The 15314-nt window shown below is 73.6% G+C and carries 14 protein-coding genes; 4 read left to right on the plus strand and 10 right to left on the minus strand.

Going from position 1 to position 15314, the window contains the following annotated elements:
* Positions 1-58 precede the first annotated feature (58 nt).
* Positions 59-1489 carry a GMC family oxidoreductase gene (locus C2L59_RS37195; protein WP_103354270.1) on the plus strand — a complete coding sequence of 477 codons (1431 nt, stop codon included), beginning with the start codon at positions 59-61 and terminating at the stop codon, positions 1487-1489.
* A 124-nt stretch (positions 1490-1613) separates the two neighbouring features.
* Here the strand turns inward: C2L59_RS37195 and C2L59_RS37200 are convergent, their stop codons facing one another.
* The 3 genes from C2L59_RS37200 to C2L59_RS37210 form a co-directional block, all read right to left on the minus strand.
* Positions 1614-3218 (minus strand): amidohydrolase, encoded by a 1605-nt coding sequence (locus C2L59_RS37200; protein WP_103354271.1) that lies wholly within the window; start codon positions 3216-3218, stop codon positions 1614-1616.
* 2 nt (positions 3219-3220) lie between these two features.
* Positions 3221-3973, minus strand: a complete 753-nt coding sequence (locus tag C2L59_RS37205; protein WP_103354272.1) for a MoaF C-terminal domain-containing protein — start codon at positions 3971-3973, stop codon at positions 3221-3223.
* Between the two features lie 68 nt (positions 3974-4041).
* Positions 4042-5904 (minus strand): primary-amine oxidase, encoded by a 1863-nt coding sequence (locus tag C2L59_RS37210; protein ID WP_103354273.1) that lies wholly within the window; start codon positions 5902-5904, stop codon positions 4042-4044.
* A 112-nt stretch (positions 5905-6016) separates the two neighbouring features.
* Here C2L59_RS37210 and C2L59_RS37215 point away from each other — a divergent pair, with 112 nt between their 5' ends.
* Together C2L59_RS37215 and C2L59_RS37220 are read left to right on the plus strand one after the other, a co-directional pair.
* Positions 6017-6715 (plus strand): SDR family NAD(P)-dependent oxidoreductase, encoded by a 699-nt coding sequence (locus tag C2L59_RS37215; protein ID WP_103354275.1) that lies wholly within the window; start codon positions 6017-6019, stop codon positions 6713-6715.
* 13 nt (positions 6716-6728) lie between these two features.
* Positions 6729-7529, plus strand: a complete 801-nt coding sequence (locus C2L59_RS37220; RefSeq protein WP_103354276.1) for an SDR family NAD(P)-dependent oxidoreductase — start codon at positions 6729-6731, stop codon at positions 7527-7529.
* Between the two features lie 21 nt (positions 7530-7550).
* Here the strand turns inward: C2L59_RS37220 and C2L59_RS37225 are convergent, their stop codons facing one another.
* From C2L59_RS37225 to C2L59_RS37255, 7 genes are read right to left on the minus strand one after another with little or no spacing between them, the layout of a single operon-like run.
* Positions 7551-8243 (minus strand): ABC transporter ATP-binding protein, encoded by a 693-nt coding sequence (locus C2L59_RS37225; RefSeq protein ID WP_103354278.1) that lies wholly within the window; start codon positions 8241-8243, stop codon positions 7551-7553.
* Positions 8240-9949, minus strand: a complete 1710-nt coding sequence (locus tag C2L59_RS37230) for an ATP-binding cassette domain-containing protein (RefSeq protein ID WP_103354279.1) — start codon at positions 9947-9949, stop codon at positions 8240-8242. Before C2L59_RS37230 ends, C2L59_RS37225 begins: the two co-directional genes overlap by 4 nt.
* The gene (locus C2L59_RS37235; protein ID WP_103354281.1) at positions 9936-10796 is read right to left on the minus strand and encodes a branched-chain amino acid ABC transporter permease; all 861 of its coding nucleotides are present in this window, start codon (positions 10794-10796) and stop codon (positions 9936-9938) included. The genes C2L59_RS37230 and C2L59_RS37235 overlap by 14 nt, the downstream gene beginning before the upstream one ends.
* A gap of 10 nt (positions 10797-10806) precedes the next feature.
* Positions 10807-11979 carry an ABC transporter substrate-binding protein gene (locus C2L59_RS37240; RefSeq protein WP_103354282.1) on the minus strand — a complete coding sequence of 391 codons (1173 nt, stop codon included), beginning with the start codon at positions 11977-11979 and terminating at the stop codon, positions 10807-10809.
* Positions 11976-12371 (minus strand): nuclear transport factor 2 family protein, encoded by a 396-nt coding sequence (locus C2L59_RS37245; protein WP_103354379.1) that lies wholly within the window; start codon positions 12369-12371, stop codon positions 11976-11978. The genes C2L59_RS37240 and C2L59_RS37245 overlap by 4 nt, the downstream gene beginning before the upstream one ends.
* Positions 12372-12401: 30 nt before the next feature.
* Positions 12402-13169, minus strand: a complete 768-nt coding sequence (locus tag C2L59_RS37250; protein WP_103354284.1) for a MoaF C-terminal domain-containing protein — start codon at positions 13167-13169, stop codon at positions 12402-12404.
* A 57-nt stretch (positions 13170-13226) separates the two neighbouring features.
* Entirely contained in the window at positions 13227-14171 is a 945-nt protein-coding gene (locus C2L59_RS37255; RefSeq protein ID WP_199199447.1) for a helix-turn-helix domain-containing protein, read from the minus strand.
* A 113-nt stretch (positions 14172-14284) separates the two neighbouring features.
* On the opposite strand from C2L59_RS37255, the gene C2L59_RS37260 reads away from it, so the two are divergent.
* The gene (locus C2L59_RS37260) at positions 14285-15256 is read left to right on the plus strand and encodes a magnesium transporter CorA family protein (RefSeq protein WP_103354286.1); all 972 of its coding nucleotides are present in this window, start codon (positions 14285-14287) and stop codon (positions 15254-15256) included.
* Positions 15257-15314 lie beyond the last annotated feature (58 nt).

Raw genomic sequence — 15314 nt, forward strand, 5'->3', positions numbered from 1 at the left:
TTGACCGACCGCGAAGGGATGCCGCGGGAGCTCCGGGCCGCGCGTCAGGCTGGGCGGCATGGACGTGATCGTGGTGGGTGCCGGCTCGGCCGGTTCGGTGGTGGCGCGGCGGCTGGTGGACGCGGGCGCGGCGGTGACGCTGCTGGAGGCCGGGGGCGAGGACGTCAACCCGGCGATCCACGACCCCGGGCGGGCCGGGGAGCTGTGGCACGGACCGGAGGACTGGGACCTGTACACGGTCCCGCAGGAGCACGCGGCCGGCCGGCGGCTGCACCTGCCGCGCGGCCGGGTGCTCGGTGGTTCGCACGCGCTCAACGCGATGATCTGGGTCCGCGGCGCCCCGGCCGACTACGACGGCTGGGGCCTGCCCGGCTGGACCTGGGCCGACGTCGAGCCGGTGTTCGCCCACGTCGAGAAGGACCTCCTCGACGTCGTCCCGAACGAGCCGCTGCACCCGATCCAGCAGTCCATGGTGGACGCCTGCCGCGAGGTCGGCCTGCCGCTGAACCCGGACTACAACAGCGGAACCCTCGACGGCGTGTCCGTCGAGCGGATCACCGTGCGCGGCGGCCGGCGGTTCACCACCTGGAACGCCTACGGGGCGCCGGTGGCCTCCCGGATGACCGTCCACACGGGAGCGCTGGTGCACCGGCTGCGGTTCTCCGGCTCCCGCGTGACCGGCGTGGTCGTGGCGCTGGACGGGGTGCTGCAGGAGCTGTCCGCGGATCTGGTGGTGCTCGCCGCGGGGGCGCTGGCGTCCCCGGCGATCCTGCTCCGCAGCGGCGTCGGCCCGGCGGACGAGCTGGCCGCGCTCGGCATCGACGTCGTCGCGGACCTGCCGGGCGTGGGCCGCAACCTGCACGATCACCTGCTCTCCCCGGTCATCTTCGCCACCGGCCGGGAGGTCTCGCCGGCGCCGGGCCGGCCGGTGACGCAGGTGCACTGGTTCTGGCGCAGCCGGCCGGGTCTGGCGGTGCCGGACACGCAGCCGATCTGCTTCAGCGTGCCGATGTACGAGCCGTGGATGTCCGGGCCGCCGACCGGGTTCTCGCTGATGGCCGGGATGGTGACACCGGAGAGCCGCGGCAGCCTGCGGCTGGCCCCGGACGGCTCGCCGCTGATCGACCTGGCTGCGTTGTCGGCGCCCGCGGACTTCGAGAGCCTGGTGGCCTCGGTGGAGCAGTGCCTGGCGGTCGGCCGGGCCCCGGCACTGGCGTCGGAATGGGGCGCCCGGCCGTTGTACCCGGGGCCGTCGGACGACATCCGCGAGTACGTCCGCCGGACGGCGATCACGTACCACCACCAGGTCGGCACCTGCCGGATGGGCACCGCCGCGGACGCGGTCGTGAACCCACGGCTGGCGGTGCACGGCCTGGAGGGGCTGGTCGTCGCCGACGCGTCGGTGCTGCCCCGGGTGCCGACGGGCAACACCAACGCGCCGGCGGTCCGGGTGGGTGAACAGGCCGCGCGGTTCCTCATCGGGGGATGAGCATGCGGGTGGTGAGGTGGTGAGGCGGGTTCTGAGGCGCCTCACCACTCACGACTCCGCACCGAGGGCCGGCCGGGGAGGGCCGTCGGCCGGAAAGCGCACTCGGCCGCCGGCCGCCCCCGCCTCAGCGTTCGAAGACCCGGCGCCCGGCGAACCACGTCTCCACGACCCGCGTTTCCGCCACCTCGGCCGTCCGGAACGGGTCGCGGTCCAGGACCACGAAGTCCGCCGATCGGCCCGGTGTCAGCGCGCCCGTCACGTCGTCCAGGCCGCACGCCCGGGCGCCGCCCAGGGTGAACGCCTCGATCGCCTCGGCCAGGGTGATCGCCTGCTCCGGCCAGAGCGCGCCCGGCCGCCGTCCGTACGGGTCCGAGCGGGTCACCAGGCCCGCGATGCCCTCCCAGGCGTTCGGGGACTCGCTCACCGGCCAGTCCGAACCGCCCGCGACCAGTGCTCCCGTGTCCAGCAGGGTCCGGTTCGGCTGCATCCGCGCGGCCCGCGCCGCCGGCAGGACCTCCGCGATCGCCGAGGGGATCACGCCCGGTACCCACAGGAACGGCGAAATGTCCGCCGCGACGCCCAGTGACGCGAACCGCGGCAGGTCGTCCGGGTGCACGAACTGGCCGTGCGCCACCTGGAAGCGCGTGCCGGTGAACCCCGCCGCGCGCACCTCGGCGACCGCGTCCAGGAACTGCCGCACCGAGGCGTCCCCGGTGCAGTGGACCTTCGCCGAGAAGCCGGCGGCGGCCGCCGTCAGAAGCCATTCGGTCAGGTCGGCCGGGGACATCGTCGTCGACCCGTGGAAGCAGCCGCCGTGGGTCTCGTCGGGCAGGTACGGCTCCAGGAACGCCGCCGTGCGGGTCGGCGGCACGCCGTCGAGGAAGATCTTCACGAAGTCCGGGCGGTGGTGCTCGGTGCGGTACTCCCCGGCGACCGCCAGCAGCGGCGCCCCGATCGGGTCGACGCCGAAGATCGGGTCGTTGACCAGCAGCGACGACACGACCCAGGCGTCGAGTTCGCCGGCGAGGTCGAGCGAGCGCAGCGCGCCCAGGATGTCGGTCGACACCCCGGCGTCCTGGAACGCCGTGACGCCGAAGCCGTGCAGGATCTCGATCGCCCGCCGGGACGCGCGGCGGTGCTGCTCCGCGGTCAGCCCGCCGGCCACGCGCTCGACGAGCACGCCGGCGGCCTCCAGCAGCAGCCCGCTGGGCTCGCCGCCGTCGCGGACGACGATCCCGCCGGGCGGGTCGGGCGTCGCCGCGGTGATCCCGGCCAGCTCCAGGGCCCGGCTGCTGACCCAGCGGTTGTGCCGGCTGTCGTCCGACAGCGACACCGGCCGCCCGCCCGCGGCGTCGTCGAGCGCGCGCCGGGCGGCCTCGGTGGACAGCTTCGCGACCAGGGTGGACGCCCAGGCGCCGCCGGTCAGCCACTCGTCCGGGCCCAGGGACGCGGCCCGGGCGCGGACCGCGTCGAGGATGTCCTCGAAGGCCGCGTCGGCGCCGAAGGTGAGTTCGAACAGGTCCGCGCGGCCGGCCAGCGCGTGGTGGTTGTGCACGTCCACCAGCCCCGGCATGACGAACGCGCCGCCGAGGTCGAGCACCTCGGTGTCCGGGCCGGGTTCGGCGCCGGCGGTGACCTTCCCGCCGGCCACGGCCAGCGAGGACGCCCAGGGCCGGGCGGTGTCCATGGTGTACACCCGGGCGTTCGTCAGCACGAGATCGGCGGCCATGGTCAGCTCGCCGCCGGGTCGAATTCGCCGGGGTGGACGGTGGTGCTCAGGAGCCGGCCGTGGGCGCCGAAGGTGAAGTGCGTCGGCCGCTCGCCGGTGGCGTCGAGTCCGAAGAGGACGCCGTGCGAACGCAAGTTGCGGGCGTCGCGGTGGTCGGCGACGGTCACCGACGCACACGGGATGACCTTTTCCCGCCAGGTGAAGACGTGGATGCCGGGCCGGATCCGGTAGACGGTGTTCTCGTCGGTGTCGGCGAGCCCGCGCTCGGGGCCGGCCAGGCACTGCCAGGTGTACCAGTGCGGGCTGAGGTAGACGTGCTCGTAGGCGTGCTCGCGGCTGTAGACCCACAGCACCCGGCGGCCGATCAGCGCGGTGCTCGGCGCCATCGGCTCGCCGCGGACCTGGTAGCCGCCGATCGTCGCGGGCCGGAACTCCTGCGTGACGCGTGGGGTGCCGTGGTCGCCGATCGTCGTGGTGACCACCAGCGCGCGGCCGTTCCGCAGGTCCAGGAACAGCGACACCGCCTCGCGGGCGTCCGGCGACGGGTGGCGCTGGACGTAGTAGAGGTCGTCGTCGACGAGGAACGTCTCGCCGGCCGCGATGTCGGAGCCGGTGACCCGGTCCGGGCCGCCGGCGTCGTCGAGCAGCACGAAGGAACGGCCCTGCAGGTCGTCGACCGTGGGGGCCTTGTTGGCGTCGAAGCCGGGGGCGAGGCCGTCGAGCGGCAGCCAGGTGGAGGTGTCCGAGAGAGTCATTTCTTCCTCAGTGGATCGGTTGGGGGTCCGGGTGGCAGCGCCCCCGGCCCGGGGCGAAGCCCCGGACCTCAGTGTGCGCAGTGGTCGCCGGAGGGGAGGTCGAGCGCGGGGTTGCGGTCGAGGAACCCGGCCGGCCGGAACAGGAACCCGGAGCGGTCGACCGGCATCACCGGCCAGTCCTCGGGGCGGGGGACGTGGGTCGGGCCGAAGACGTGCCAGAGCACGAGGTCGGTGTCGACGAGGTCGCGGTCGGCGGCGGTCCACGCGGGCAGGCCCGCGCCGCCGGGGTGGGCGTTCGGCCGGTCGCCGGCCGGGAACCGCTCGTCTTCGTGGTACGGCGTCGCCCACAGGTGCTGGGTCGCGAAGGTGGCGCGGGCGTGCACGGTCGCCTCCGGCTGGGCCATCAGCGTCGCCGACGGACGCGGCACGAGCTGGTAGGCGGTCGGCTTGCCGAGCCGGTTGACCCGCGAGGAGCTGCGGACCTCCCAGACGCGGGCGCGGGCCGGGTCGGCCCGGCGCATCGCCTCGCGTTCGGTCCGCAGCGGCGTGGTCTTCCAGGTGAACGCGTTGCCGTACGGGTTCTGCGGCCCGGTCGGCACGCCTTCGACGTCGACCTCGTGCAGGCTGGTGCGGTCGCCGTCGACCTCGACGTCGAGCCGGGCGCAGAAGAGGTGCTGGTGCACCGGCGCGAACAGGCCGGGCGCCAGCTCGGTGGCGTGCGGCTGGTCCTGCCCCGGTGTCCCGGCGCCGCAGAAGACGATGCCGGTGGCCTTCGCCTCGAACTCGATCGAGCCGTCGAGGTGGAAGTACCAGTAGTGGCCGTAGTCGTAGTTGCCGATGGTGGAGATCGAGGAGACCACCAGCCGCCGCGACCGGCGGACCTCGGGCCGGCCGGCGAGGTCGGTGTGCTTCCAGAGGATCCCGTCGTCCTCCTCGTGCAGGCAGATCGCGCGCGGGATTTCCACCGGCTCACCGCGGTCGTCGGCCACCCAGGCCGGGAGGTAGCGGATCTCGCCGACGCAGTCGCAGCCGAGGCGCAGGTCGTTGCCGTTCTTGCCGAACTGGTACTCGCCGGCGTCGAAGTAGCTGATCCAGAACCGGCCGGGCGCGACGTCCCCGTACGGGACCACCATCTCCGGGACGGAGGCCCGGTACAGGACCGGCCGGTCCTGGAAGCTCATCTGGTGCAGCGTCAGGCCTTCGCGGGAGTTGAAGCCGACGCGTAGCCGCCAGCCCTCCCAGGTCACCTCGGCGCCGTCGACGGCGAAGGTCGGGCCGGCGGGCTGGGTGATCTCGATCGGCTTGAGCGTCGTGCGGGCCGGGACGCCGGTGTACCGCCCGCTCTCGGCGGGCACCGGGACGTCCCCCTCGTCCTCGACGCGCAGCACGCGCTGCTCGGTCAGGTTCAGGTGCACGATCAGGCCCTCGACCGGGTGCGCCCACGGGCTGTCGTCGGCGTCTTCGCGCAGGAAGGTCAGCGAGCGCAGGACGCGGCCGGTCTCGTCTTCGCGGCCGAAGTACCCGGGGGCCAGCGGCGCGCAGAAGGCGTGCTCGATCCGGTCGGCGAGACCGCGCCGCGCCATCGCGGCCTGCCAGCCCGCCGACGCCTTCGTCAGCTGCTCGGCCAGCGCGTACTCCTCGAACAGGTAGGACGGCTGCCCGCCGGCATCGGCCCAGTCGTCCCAGGACACCAGTTCGTCCTTGGTCACCGAGACGACGGCCTCGCCGGCGCGGCCGGTAGCGGTGTCGAGGAGCGTGTAGCGGATCCGGCGGTCGCCGGCGCCGGCGCGCACCTGCTCCTTGGCGGGCTCGACCGGCAGGGCCTGCGGGACCCGGATCGTGGCGCCGGCCAGCCCGGCGGCGGCGAGGACCGCGCGGCCGGCGGTCAGTTCGGCGGCGGTCAGCGGGTCGAGGGGGTGCGGCGTGCTCACCCTGGCCAGTCTCGGCCCGCGCCGCCGCGCGCGCCATCGCCCGTGCGTCGGCGGACAACAACGGTGCACTCGGCGCCAATCGCCCGGCGGCGCCCGCGGTGAGGATGGGCGCATGCGAACAGATCTCGCCGGGAAGGCGGTCCTGCTGACCGGCGGGGCGTCCGGCATCGGGCTGGCCTGTGCCCGGGCGTTCCGCGCCGAGGGCGCCCGCGTCGGCGTCGTCGACCGGGAGGCCGGTCCGGACGTCGTCCAGGCGGACGTCACCGACGAGGCCGCCCTGGCCGCAGCCGTGGACACCGTCGCCCGCCGCTTCGGCGGTCTCGACGTCGTCGTCGGCTGCGCCGGGATCTCCGGCCCGGTCGGCACGCCGCTCACCGCGACCACGGCCGAGGACGTGGCCCGGGTCCTCGCGGTCAACGTCACCGGGCAGTTCCTGCTGGTCAAGCACGCGCTGCCGTGGCTGGCCGACGGTGGCGCGGTGGTGCTGCTCGGCAGCGACTCGGCGTTCACGGCGGCGCCGGGCATGGTGCCCTACTGCGCTTCCAAGGGCGCGGTGGTGGCGATGACCCGCGCACTGGCCGTCGAGGTCCCGGGGATCCGGGTCAACTGCGTCTGCCCGTCGGTGGTGGACACGCCCATGGCGCGCGCCGACCTCGGTGCCGTCCTGGACGACCCGGCGTTCCCGGTGCAGGCGGCCGGCGACGTCGCCCGGCAGGTGCTGTTCCTCGCGTCCCCGGCTTCGCGGCCGGTCAACGGCCAAGCCCTGCTGGCCGACTTCGGGATGTCGGCCCGTTCCGCGTTCCCCGCTTAGGAAAGGATCCACAGTGGACTCATCAGGCAAGGTCGTCGCCATCACGGGCGGCGGCACCGGCATCGGCGCCGCGGTCGCCCGCCGCTACGCGGGCGAAGGCGCGCACGTGGTCGTGCTGGGCCGGCGGCGCGAGCCCCTCGAGAAGGTGGCCGCGGAAACCGGCGCGCACGTCATCGCCGGCGACGCGAGCGTGCGCGAGGACGCCGAAGCCGCGGTCGCGGAGATCGTCGGCAAGTACGGCCGCCTCGACGTCGTGGTGGCGAACGCCGGCGGCCACGGCCTGTCGTCGGTGGTCGACACCGGCGACGACGAGTGGGAGCTGGCCCTGCGCTCGAACCTCTCCAGCGCGTTCGTGCTCTGCCGGGCCGCGCTGCCGTCGCTGGTCGAGACGGGCGGGCAGGTCGTCGTGGTGTCGTCGCTGGCCGGGCTGTTCGCCGGGCCGAACGTCGCCGGCTACACCGTCGCCAAGCACGCGCTGATCGGCCTGACCCGCTCGATCGCCCGCGACTTCGGGCCGCGCGGGGTGCGGGCGAACGCGGTCTGCCCCGGCTGGGTCCGCACCCCGATGGCGGACGGCGAGATGGACCAGTTCGCCGCGGCGGCGGGCTTCACCGGCGGCCACGACGAGGGCTACCGCCGGGTGACGGCCGAGGTCCCGCTGCGCCGCCCGGCCGAGCCCGGGGAGATCGCGGCGATCGTCCGGTTCCTGGGCTCGGCGGAGTCGTCCTACATCACCGGCGCGGTGATCGTCGCCGACGGCGGCGCCCACGCGGTGGACCTGCCGACCCTGGCCTTCGAGCGCGCCGGGATGTGACCCGCCTGGGGGCGTGGGTCGTCACGCCCCCAGGTAGGCGCGGTGCAGAGTGGCGGGGGAGTCGAGGAGGGCGCGGGCCTCGCCGGCGTAGGTGACCCGGCCCGACGAGACCACCACCGCGTCCTGCGCGACGCCGAGGGCCAGGTGCGTGAACTGCTCCACCAGCAGGATCGCCGCCCCCTCGGCGGCGAACCGGGTGACCACCGGCAGCAGGCGGGTGAACACCACCGGGGCCAGGCCCAGCGACATCTCGTCGATGAGCAGGAACGCCGGGCGCGCGGCGAACGCGCGTGCCAGCACGACCATCTGCTGCTCGCCGCCCGACAGCAGCGCCGCCGGGGAGTCGCGCCGCTTCTCCAGCTCGGGGAACAGCTCCAGGACCTCGTCGACGGCGGCCGACGTGCGCGCGGTGAGACGGAGGTTTTCCAGCACCGTCAGCCCGGGGAAGACCGCCCGGCCCTGCTCGATGTGGGCGAGCCCGAGCCGGGCCCGCGCCACCCGCGAGTGCCGGGTGACGTTCACGCCGCCGATGTGGACGCTGCCGGCCGACGGCGGCACCACCCCGGACACCGCCTCCAGCAGGCTCGTCTTCCCGGCGCCGTTCGGGCCGACCAGCGCGGTGATCCGGCCGGGTTCGAGGGTGAACCCGACGTCCCGGATGACCGGGCCGGCCCCGCGCTCGACCGTCAGGCCGTCGGCTCGCAACGTGTTCACAGCAGCTCCGTTTCGCCCATGTAGGCCTTCAGCACGGCCGGGTCGGCCAGGACGTCCGCCTGCGGCCCGCTCGCCAGGACCTGCCCGAAGTCGAGCACCGTGAGCGTGTCGCAGACCGACCGCACGAGGTCGAGGTCGTGCTCGATGAGCAGCACCGACACCCCGAACCGGGCCGGGACCTGCCGCAGCCGCCGCCCGAACGCCACGTGCTCCTCGTGCGGCAGCCCGGCGGCCGGTTCGTCGAGCAGCAGGACGCGGGGCTTCGCGAGCAGGTGCCCGACGACTTCGACGAGCCGCCGCGCGCCCGCGTCGACCCGGGACAGCGGCGTCCGCGGACCCGGGCAGCCGAAGAACTCCAGCGCGTCGGCGACCTCGTGGCCGGCGAGCCGCCGCCGGGCGACGAACCGCACGTACGCGCCGACGGTGAGGCCGGGCGGGACGCGGTCCTGCTGGAAGGTCCGCCGCAGGCCGCTGCGCGCCCGCCGGGTGGGCGAGCCGGTGAGCGGCCGGCCGCCGAGAGTGGCGGTGCCGGTGGCCCGGGGGAGGAAGCCGCTGATCGCGTCGACCAAAGTGGACTTCCCGGCGCCGTTCGGCCCGATAACGCCGAGGATCCCGTGTTCCGGCACGCTGATGTCCACATCGGACAGTGCGGTGACGTGCCCGAAGGAGACGCTCAGCCCCCGCACCTCGAGCACCGGATCGCCGATCGGCACCGGCTCGACCTCGGCGACGTCGGTCAGGCCGGCGGTGATCGCGGGCCGGCGGCGGTACCGGAGCGCCCGCACGGCCGTGCCGAGGTTGCCGCGGCTGGTGAGCGCCTGCACGCCGAGCACGCCGAAGACGACGAACCCCCAGTCCTGCGGGACGCCCCAGCGTTTGAGCAGTTCGGGCACGGCGACCCAGAGCAGCGCGCCGAACACGGCCATGTCGATCAGGTGCGCGCCGGACATGATGGCCAGCACGTAGAGGGCGAGTGACTGGATGGCGGTGAAGCTGGCCGGGAAGGCGAGCCCGACCTGCCCGGTGAGCAGGCCGCCGCTGATCCCGCCGAGCGCGGCGCTGACCGCGAAGGCGGTGAGCTTGGAGGTCCGCACGCCCGCGCCGACGGCGGCGGTCCCGCGTTCGGAGAAGGCGACCAGGTGCCAGCTGCTGCCCCACCGCCCGCGGCGCAGGAAGTACACGACGAGCCCGCAGGCGACGAGCACGAGCACGGCGAACAGGAAGTACGACCGGTCGTCGGAGAAGGCGTCGGGGCGTTCGACGGAGAGACCTTCGGTGGCCCCGGGGAACTGGATCTGCACGAGGGTCAGATCGGCGGCCGCGGCGAGCCCGAGCGTGACGACGGCGAGGGTGATGCCCCGCAGCCGCAGCGCGGGCAGCCCGACGAGCACCCCGGCCAGCGCGGCGGCGAGGCCGCCGAGCAGCAGCCAGGTGACGAACCCCCCGGGAACCTGGGCAACGTTGCAGGCGCAGACGACGAACGCCCCGACGGCGGCGAAGGTCAGCTGGCAGAGCGAGATCATCCCGGCGGTCCCGGTGACGACGCCGAGCCCGAGCAGGGCGATGGCGGCGACAACGGCACTGACCCCGAGGTAGACGAAGTACCCGGCCAGCCCGACGCTGAGCGCATAGCCGACGGCAACGGCGGCGGCCGCGACGAGCAGGGGGAGCGTTGTCCGGGCGAGCGGGTGTTCAGCGAGCCGCATCCCACACCTCCTTGCGCTGCGTCCACAGCAGCAGCGCCACGATGACCAGGAACGGCAGGAAGTACCGCAGCACCGACAGCCGGTCGCTCTGGGCGACCGCGCCCTGGGCCATGCCCAGGACCAGGCCGCCCGCCACCGCCAGGTCCAGCCGGCGGAAGCCGCCCAGCAGGGCGGCCGCCGCGGCCGGGACCACCAGCATCGCCAGTGACGTCGGGTCGTTCGACTGGGACGGTGCCACGATCGACACCGCCAAGGTCGCGATCACCCCCGTCGCCGTCCACACGCCGACCGACAGCGGGCGGGCCGGGATGCCCAGCAGCTCCGCCGTCGTCGGGCGCTCCGACAGGGCCCGCAGGCGGACCCCCAGCGACGTGCGGGCCAGCACCGTGCGGCAGCCCAGGGCCACCAGCACCGCCAGCGCGACCGTGAGCACCGTGACCTGGCTGACCACCACCCCGCCCACGGTGAACGCCGGGCCGGCCAGCAGCGGGTGGAACGGCTGCGGCTTGTTGCCGAACAGGATGAACGCCAGCGAGATCAGCAGCAGGAGCACCGCGACCGTCGCCGCCGAGCGCGTGCCCGTGTCCGCCTCGGCCAGCCACGTCGAGACGATCCAGCCCAGGACCGCGCTCAGCGCGCCGCCGAGCAGGATCCCGGTCAGCGTCGCCAGCCACGCGGGGACCCCGAGGTGGACGGCGAGGAAGACGGCGACGTAGCAGCCGAACATCCCGGTCGCGGACTGGGCGAAGTTGACCACCCGCACCAGCCGCGACATCAGGGTGAGGCAGACCGCCAGCACCGCGTAGAGCCCGCCGGCGGCGAGCCCGGCCAGAGCACCCTGCAGCATGCCCGTCCTCCTAGGACTTCGGGATCCGGAGCCAGTCCTGCGCCACCAGTTCCCACTTGTTGGCGCCGGTGGCGAGCTTGATCGGCCAGCCCGCGGTGTTGTCGTGGTGGGCCTGCCCCGGGCCGAACACGTACGGCGTGCCGACCATCGGGTCGCTGATCGGCTTCATCTCGCGCAGCGCCTTGGCCACCGTCTCGCGCGTGATGTCGCCCTTCATCCCGCGCAGGACGGCGAGGAAGTACTTCGCCGCCAGGTAGCCGCCCTGGCTGAACGACGTCAGCGGGATCTTGTGCTGCGTCATCAGGTCCCGCCACTCCTTGTTGGCCGGGGCGGCGGCGTCGGTGAAGGGGTAGAACTCGGCCGGCACGTACACGCCGGCGCCCGCGTTCGAGATGGCCTTGGCGTAGTTCTCGCTGTAGACGCTGGTCAGCAGCAGCCACGTGACGTCGGTCCAGCCCTGCGCCTGCGCGGCCTTGAGCTGGCCGATCGAGTCCGGCTCCACCGGGTTGACGGTGATCGCCTGGCAGCCCGCCGCGCGCGCCTTGACGATGTAGGGCGTGTAGTCGGACCCGCCGTACGGGACGGTCGAGTCGACGTACTTCAGCTGCTTGCCGGTGATCTTCGTCCACTCGGCGATGGCCGCCTGGTACGCCGGCAGCGTGTTGCCGGCGATCTCCAGCAGGGCACAGATGTTGTCCTGCTTCAGCACTTCGGAGCCGTAGAGCAGGGTCAGCGTCATGTCGTGGAACGGGCCGACGTTGACCGGCGCGATGTTCGGGCTCGAGAAGCACGCCGGGTCGACGCCGATGCCCGGCATCGACAGGATCTTCTGCTGCTCGTAGTACTTCTCGTTGATCTCGCACTCGATCAGGCTCGACGACCCGACGAGCGCGACGGCCTGGTCGCCGCCGACCACCTCGCGGGCGGCGGCCGCGGCCGCCGCCGGGTCGCCCTTGTCGTCGATCGCCTTGTACTCGATCTTGCGGCCGTTGACGCCGCCGGCCGCGTTGGCCGCGTCGAACACGGCCTTCGCCGCCTGGGACGCCTCCGGGAAGGTGGCCGCACCGGAGAGGGCGTTGACCGAGCCGACGACGATCGGGCCGTTCGCGCCGGCGTCGGAACCGGCGCAGCCCGCGGTGGCCAGCAGGGCGGCGACCGCGAGGGTGGGCAGGGCCTTTCTCATTGCTGCTCCCGGGTTGCGGCCACGACGGGCGCGGAGTCGACGATCTGCTCGAAGGAGGCGACCTCGGCGCCCTCGAAGCGCCACACGTGCGCGACGCGGGCGGTGAAGGACCGGCCGGTGCCGCGGTGGGTGCCGGTGTAGGTGCCGACGCCGATCACCGCGGTCCCGGCGTCGAACAGGTCGCCGAGGGTGAAGCGGTAGCCGTCCCAGTCGCGGCCGATGGCCGCGAAGACGTGCTCGCGGACCTCGTCGGGACCGGTGTACGTGCCGGCGTAGGGGAACCCGGCCGCCTCCGTCCACGTCGTCTTCGGGCCGAGCGGGGCGAGCATGCCGGGCAGGTCGCCCCGGTCGCTGGCGGCGTAGTGGGCGCGGATGACGTCCAGATTGGACACCTTGGGCACGGGGGACACGGTGCGGCTCCTTCAGACGGGCTGGGCGTCGGGGTAGGCCACCGCGCCCAGCGGGTAGATGTGCCCGCCGGCGCGGGAGTGCTCGGATCGGCCGTCGCCGGTCAGGCCGAGGAACACGCCGGTGGTGCGCAGCGCGTAGCCGAGGTCGTGCAGCCAGACGCTCGCCACGGCGATGCGGAACTCGCGGAAGCAGAACAGGTAGAGCCCGTCGGCGAACTTCCACACCGTCGACAGGTCCGTGTCGCCGTGCCCGCGCTGCACGCCTTCCAGGCATTGCCAGGCGTAGCGCTGCGAGGAGACGTAGACGTGCTCGTAAAGGTGGTCGGGGCTGTAGCGGTAGAGGTTCCGCTTGCCGATCAGGTCGCGCGACGGCCCGGGCACCGCGCCGGACGGCGTACCCCCGCCGGTGACGCCCGCCCGGAAGTCCTGCGAGACGCGGGGGACGCCCTCGACGTCCGCGGCGCCGATCACCGAGCGGACAGCGAGCGCGCGGTGGGTGGCCGTCGAGAACACGACGGTCAGCGCCTCGCCGTCGACGCTGGTCAGCGGCAGGTTCACGAAGAAGACGTCGTCGCGCACGGCGACGGCGTCGTACGGGTCTGCCACGCCGTTGCACAGGACGTGCTCGGCGTCGGTGAAGCTCAGGGCGAGGGTCTCGCCGTCGTCGAGGGTGATCGTGACGTCCCGGCCGGTGAGGTCGGCGTTCGGCAGCCGGTAGGTGGCGATGCCGGCGGCGAACTCGTCGTACGTGCGCCAGTCGTCGGAGGGGGCTTCGGGCATGGCCTCATCGTCGGGTGGCCCGGCCCGGCGGGCGAGCGGTCACGCGCTGGCGGGCAACTACCGGACGCTGACGGTCAACTCCCGGCGCACCTCGCTCGGCGCGCGCCCGAAGGCGCTCTTGAACACCCGGCTGAAGTGCGCGGCGTCGACGAACCCCCAGCGTGCGGCGATGGCCGCGACCGGGCGGCCGGCGTGCACCGGGTCGAGCAGGTCGCGGCGGCAGTGTTCGAGCCGCCGGGTGCGGATCCAGCCGGAGACGGTGGTGCCCTGCTCCTGGAACAGCCCGTGCAGGTGCCGGGTGGAGATGAAGTGCTCGGCCGCGATCCGCGCCGGGTTCAGGTCCGCGCAGTGCAGGTTGGCGTCGATGTGGGCGCGGATCCGGCGCATCAGCTCGTGGTGCGGGTCGGCGTTCGCGCGCGCGAGGTCCAGCTCGGTGGCCACCAGCGTGGACAGCAGGTCGACGGCGCTGTGCGCCAGCCGCGCGCCGGCCGGGCCCGCCAGCTGCTCGAGGTTGCCGCCGAGCTGGGCGAGGAACGGCACGACGACGTTGCCGACCCCCTCCTTGCCCGACATCTTCACCGCGGTCAGCCGCCCGACGAGCTCGGCGGGCAGGTCGATCAGCCGCTGCGGGAACATCACGACGAGGGTCCGGAAGTCCTCTTCGAACACGAGCGAATACGGCCGGTGCGTGTCGTAGAGGGCGACGTCGCCGGGGCGCAGCACGGCCTGGCGGTCGTCCTGCACCAGCAGGCCGGTGCCGGCCAGGATCAGGCTCAGCTTGTAGTAGCGGCGCTCGCCGCGCGCGATCAGCTCTCGCGTGCGCTCGACGACGTGGGGCGAGGCGGTGACCTCGGCAACCTGCACGTCGTCGGCCACCGACGAGCGGATCCGGCCGCGGAAGCCGTCACCGCCCGCGGTCACGTGCAGGGGCACGAAGGACTGCGAAACGGCGGTGCGGAACTCGGTGAAGTCACGGGCGATGAGGGTCGTCGGGGCAGGCACGGGGTCACCTCGCAGCGTCGGGAGGGTGCGGCGTCGTATACGATAAGCGATACGATCTTCGGCGACAATGCTCACCGGCGTGTGAACCCCGGGGCGTCCGGGCATCCCGCGGCATGACGAGAACCCGCGTCTACCGCGACGGCGTGCTGCACGAAGAAGACTTCCCGCTCGCGGACGTCTCCGGCTTCCTCGCCGAGCCCGGCACGGCCGTGTGGGTCGACCTCTGCGAGCCGTCGGAGGCGGACCTGGCCGAGCTGGCCGGCGAGCTGGGCCTGCACCGGCTGGCCGTGGAGGACGCCGCCGGAGAGAGCCAGCGGCCCAAGCTCGACCGCTACGCCGGGCACGCGTTCCTGACCGCCTACGCGGTGCGGTTCGACGCGGCCGCCGGCGACCTCGCGACCGCCGAGCTGGCGGCGTTCCTCACGCGGCAGGCGCTGGTCACGGTCCGCAAGGACGACGGGTTCGACATCGAGGCGGTGGTCCGCCGCTGGGACGAGAACGCCGAGCTGGCGAAGTCCGGGGTGCCGTTCCTGGTGCACGGCCTGCTGGACTTCGTCGTCGACGGCCAGTACGAGGCCGTGCAGGCGCTGGACGAGGAGGTCGAGTCCCTGGAGGACCTCGTGTTCGACGACCGCCCGGACCAGTCGCTGCTGCAGCACCGCTCGTTCCGCCTGCGCAAGAGCCTGACCCGGCTGCGCAAGGTGGTGCTGCCGATGCGCGAGGTGATCAGTTCCCTGATGCGCCCGGACCTGCGCCTGGCCGACGAGCTGACCCGTCCGTACTTCGAGGACGTCCACGACCACGCCCGCCAGGCGGCCGAGCAGACCGAGTCCCTGCGCGAGCTGGTGACCACGATCCGCGAGACCCAGCTGAACCTGCAGGGCAACCGCCTGAACCTGGTGATGAAGAAGGTGACCGGCTGGGCGGCGGTGATCGCGGTCCCGACGGCGGTGACGGGCTTCTACGGCCAGAACGTGCCGTATCCGGGAAACGGCACCCCGGCCGGCTTCTGGACGTCGACGGCCGTGGTGCTGGTGCTGTCGCTGGGGTTGTACGCGTTGTTCAAGAAGAAGGACTGGCTCTGAGCCTGCCTTCCACGGTGGACCGTGCGACACGCGCGGGCGCCGGCGGGAATATCGGGCG

The sequence above is a fragment of the Amycolatopsis sp. CA-128772 genome (assembly GCF_002904295.1).
GTDB lineage: Bacteria > Actinomycetota > Actinomycetes > Mycobacteriales > Pseudonocardiaceae > Amycolatopsis.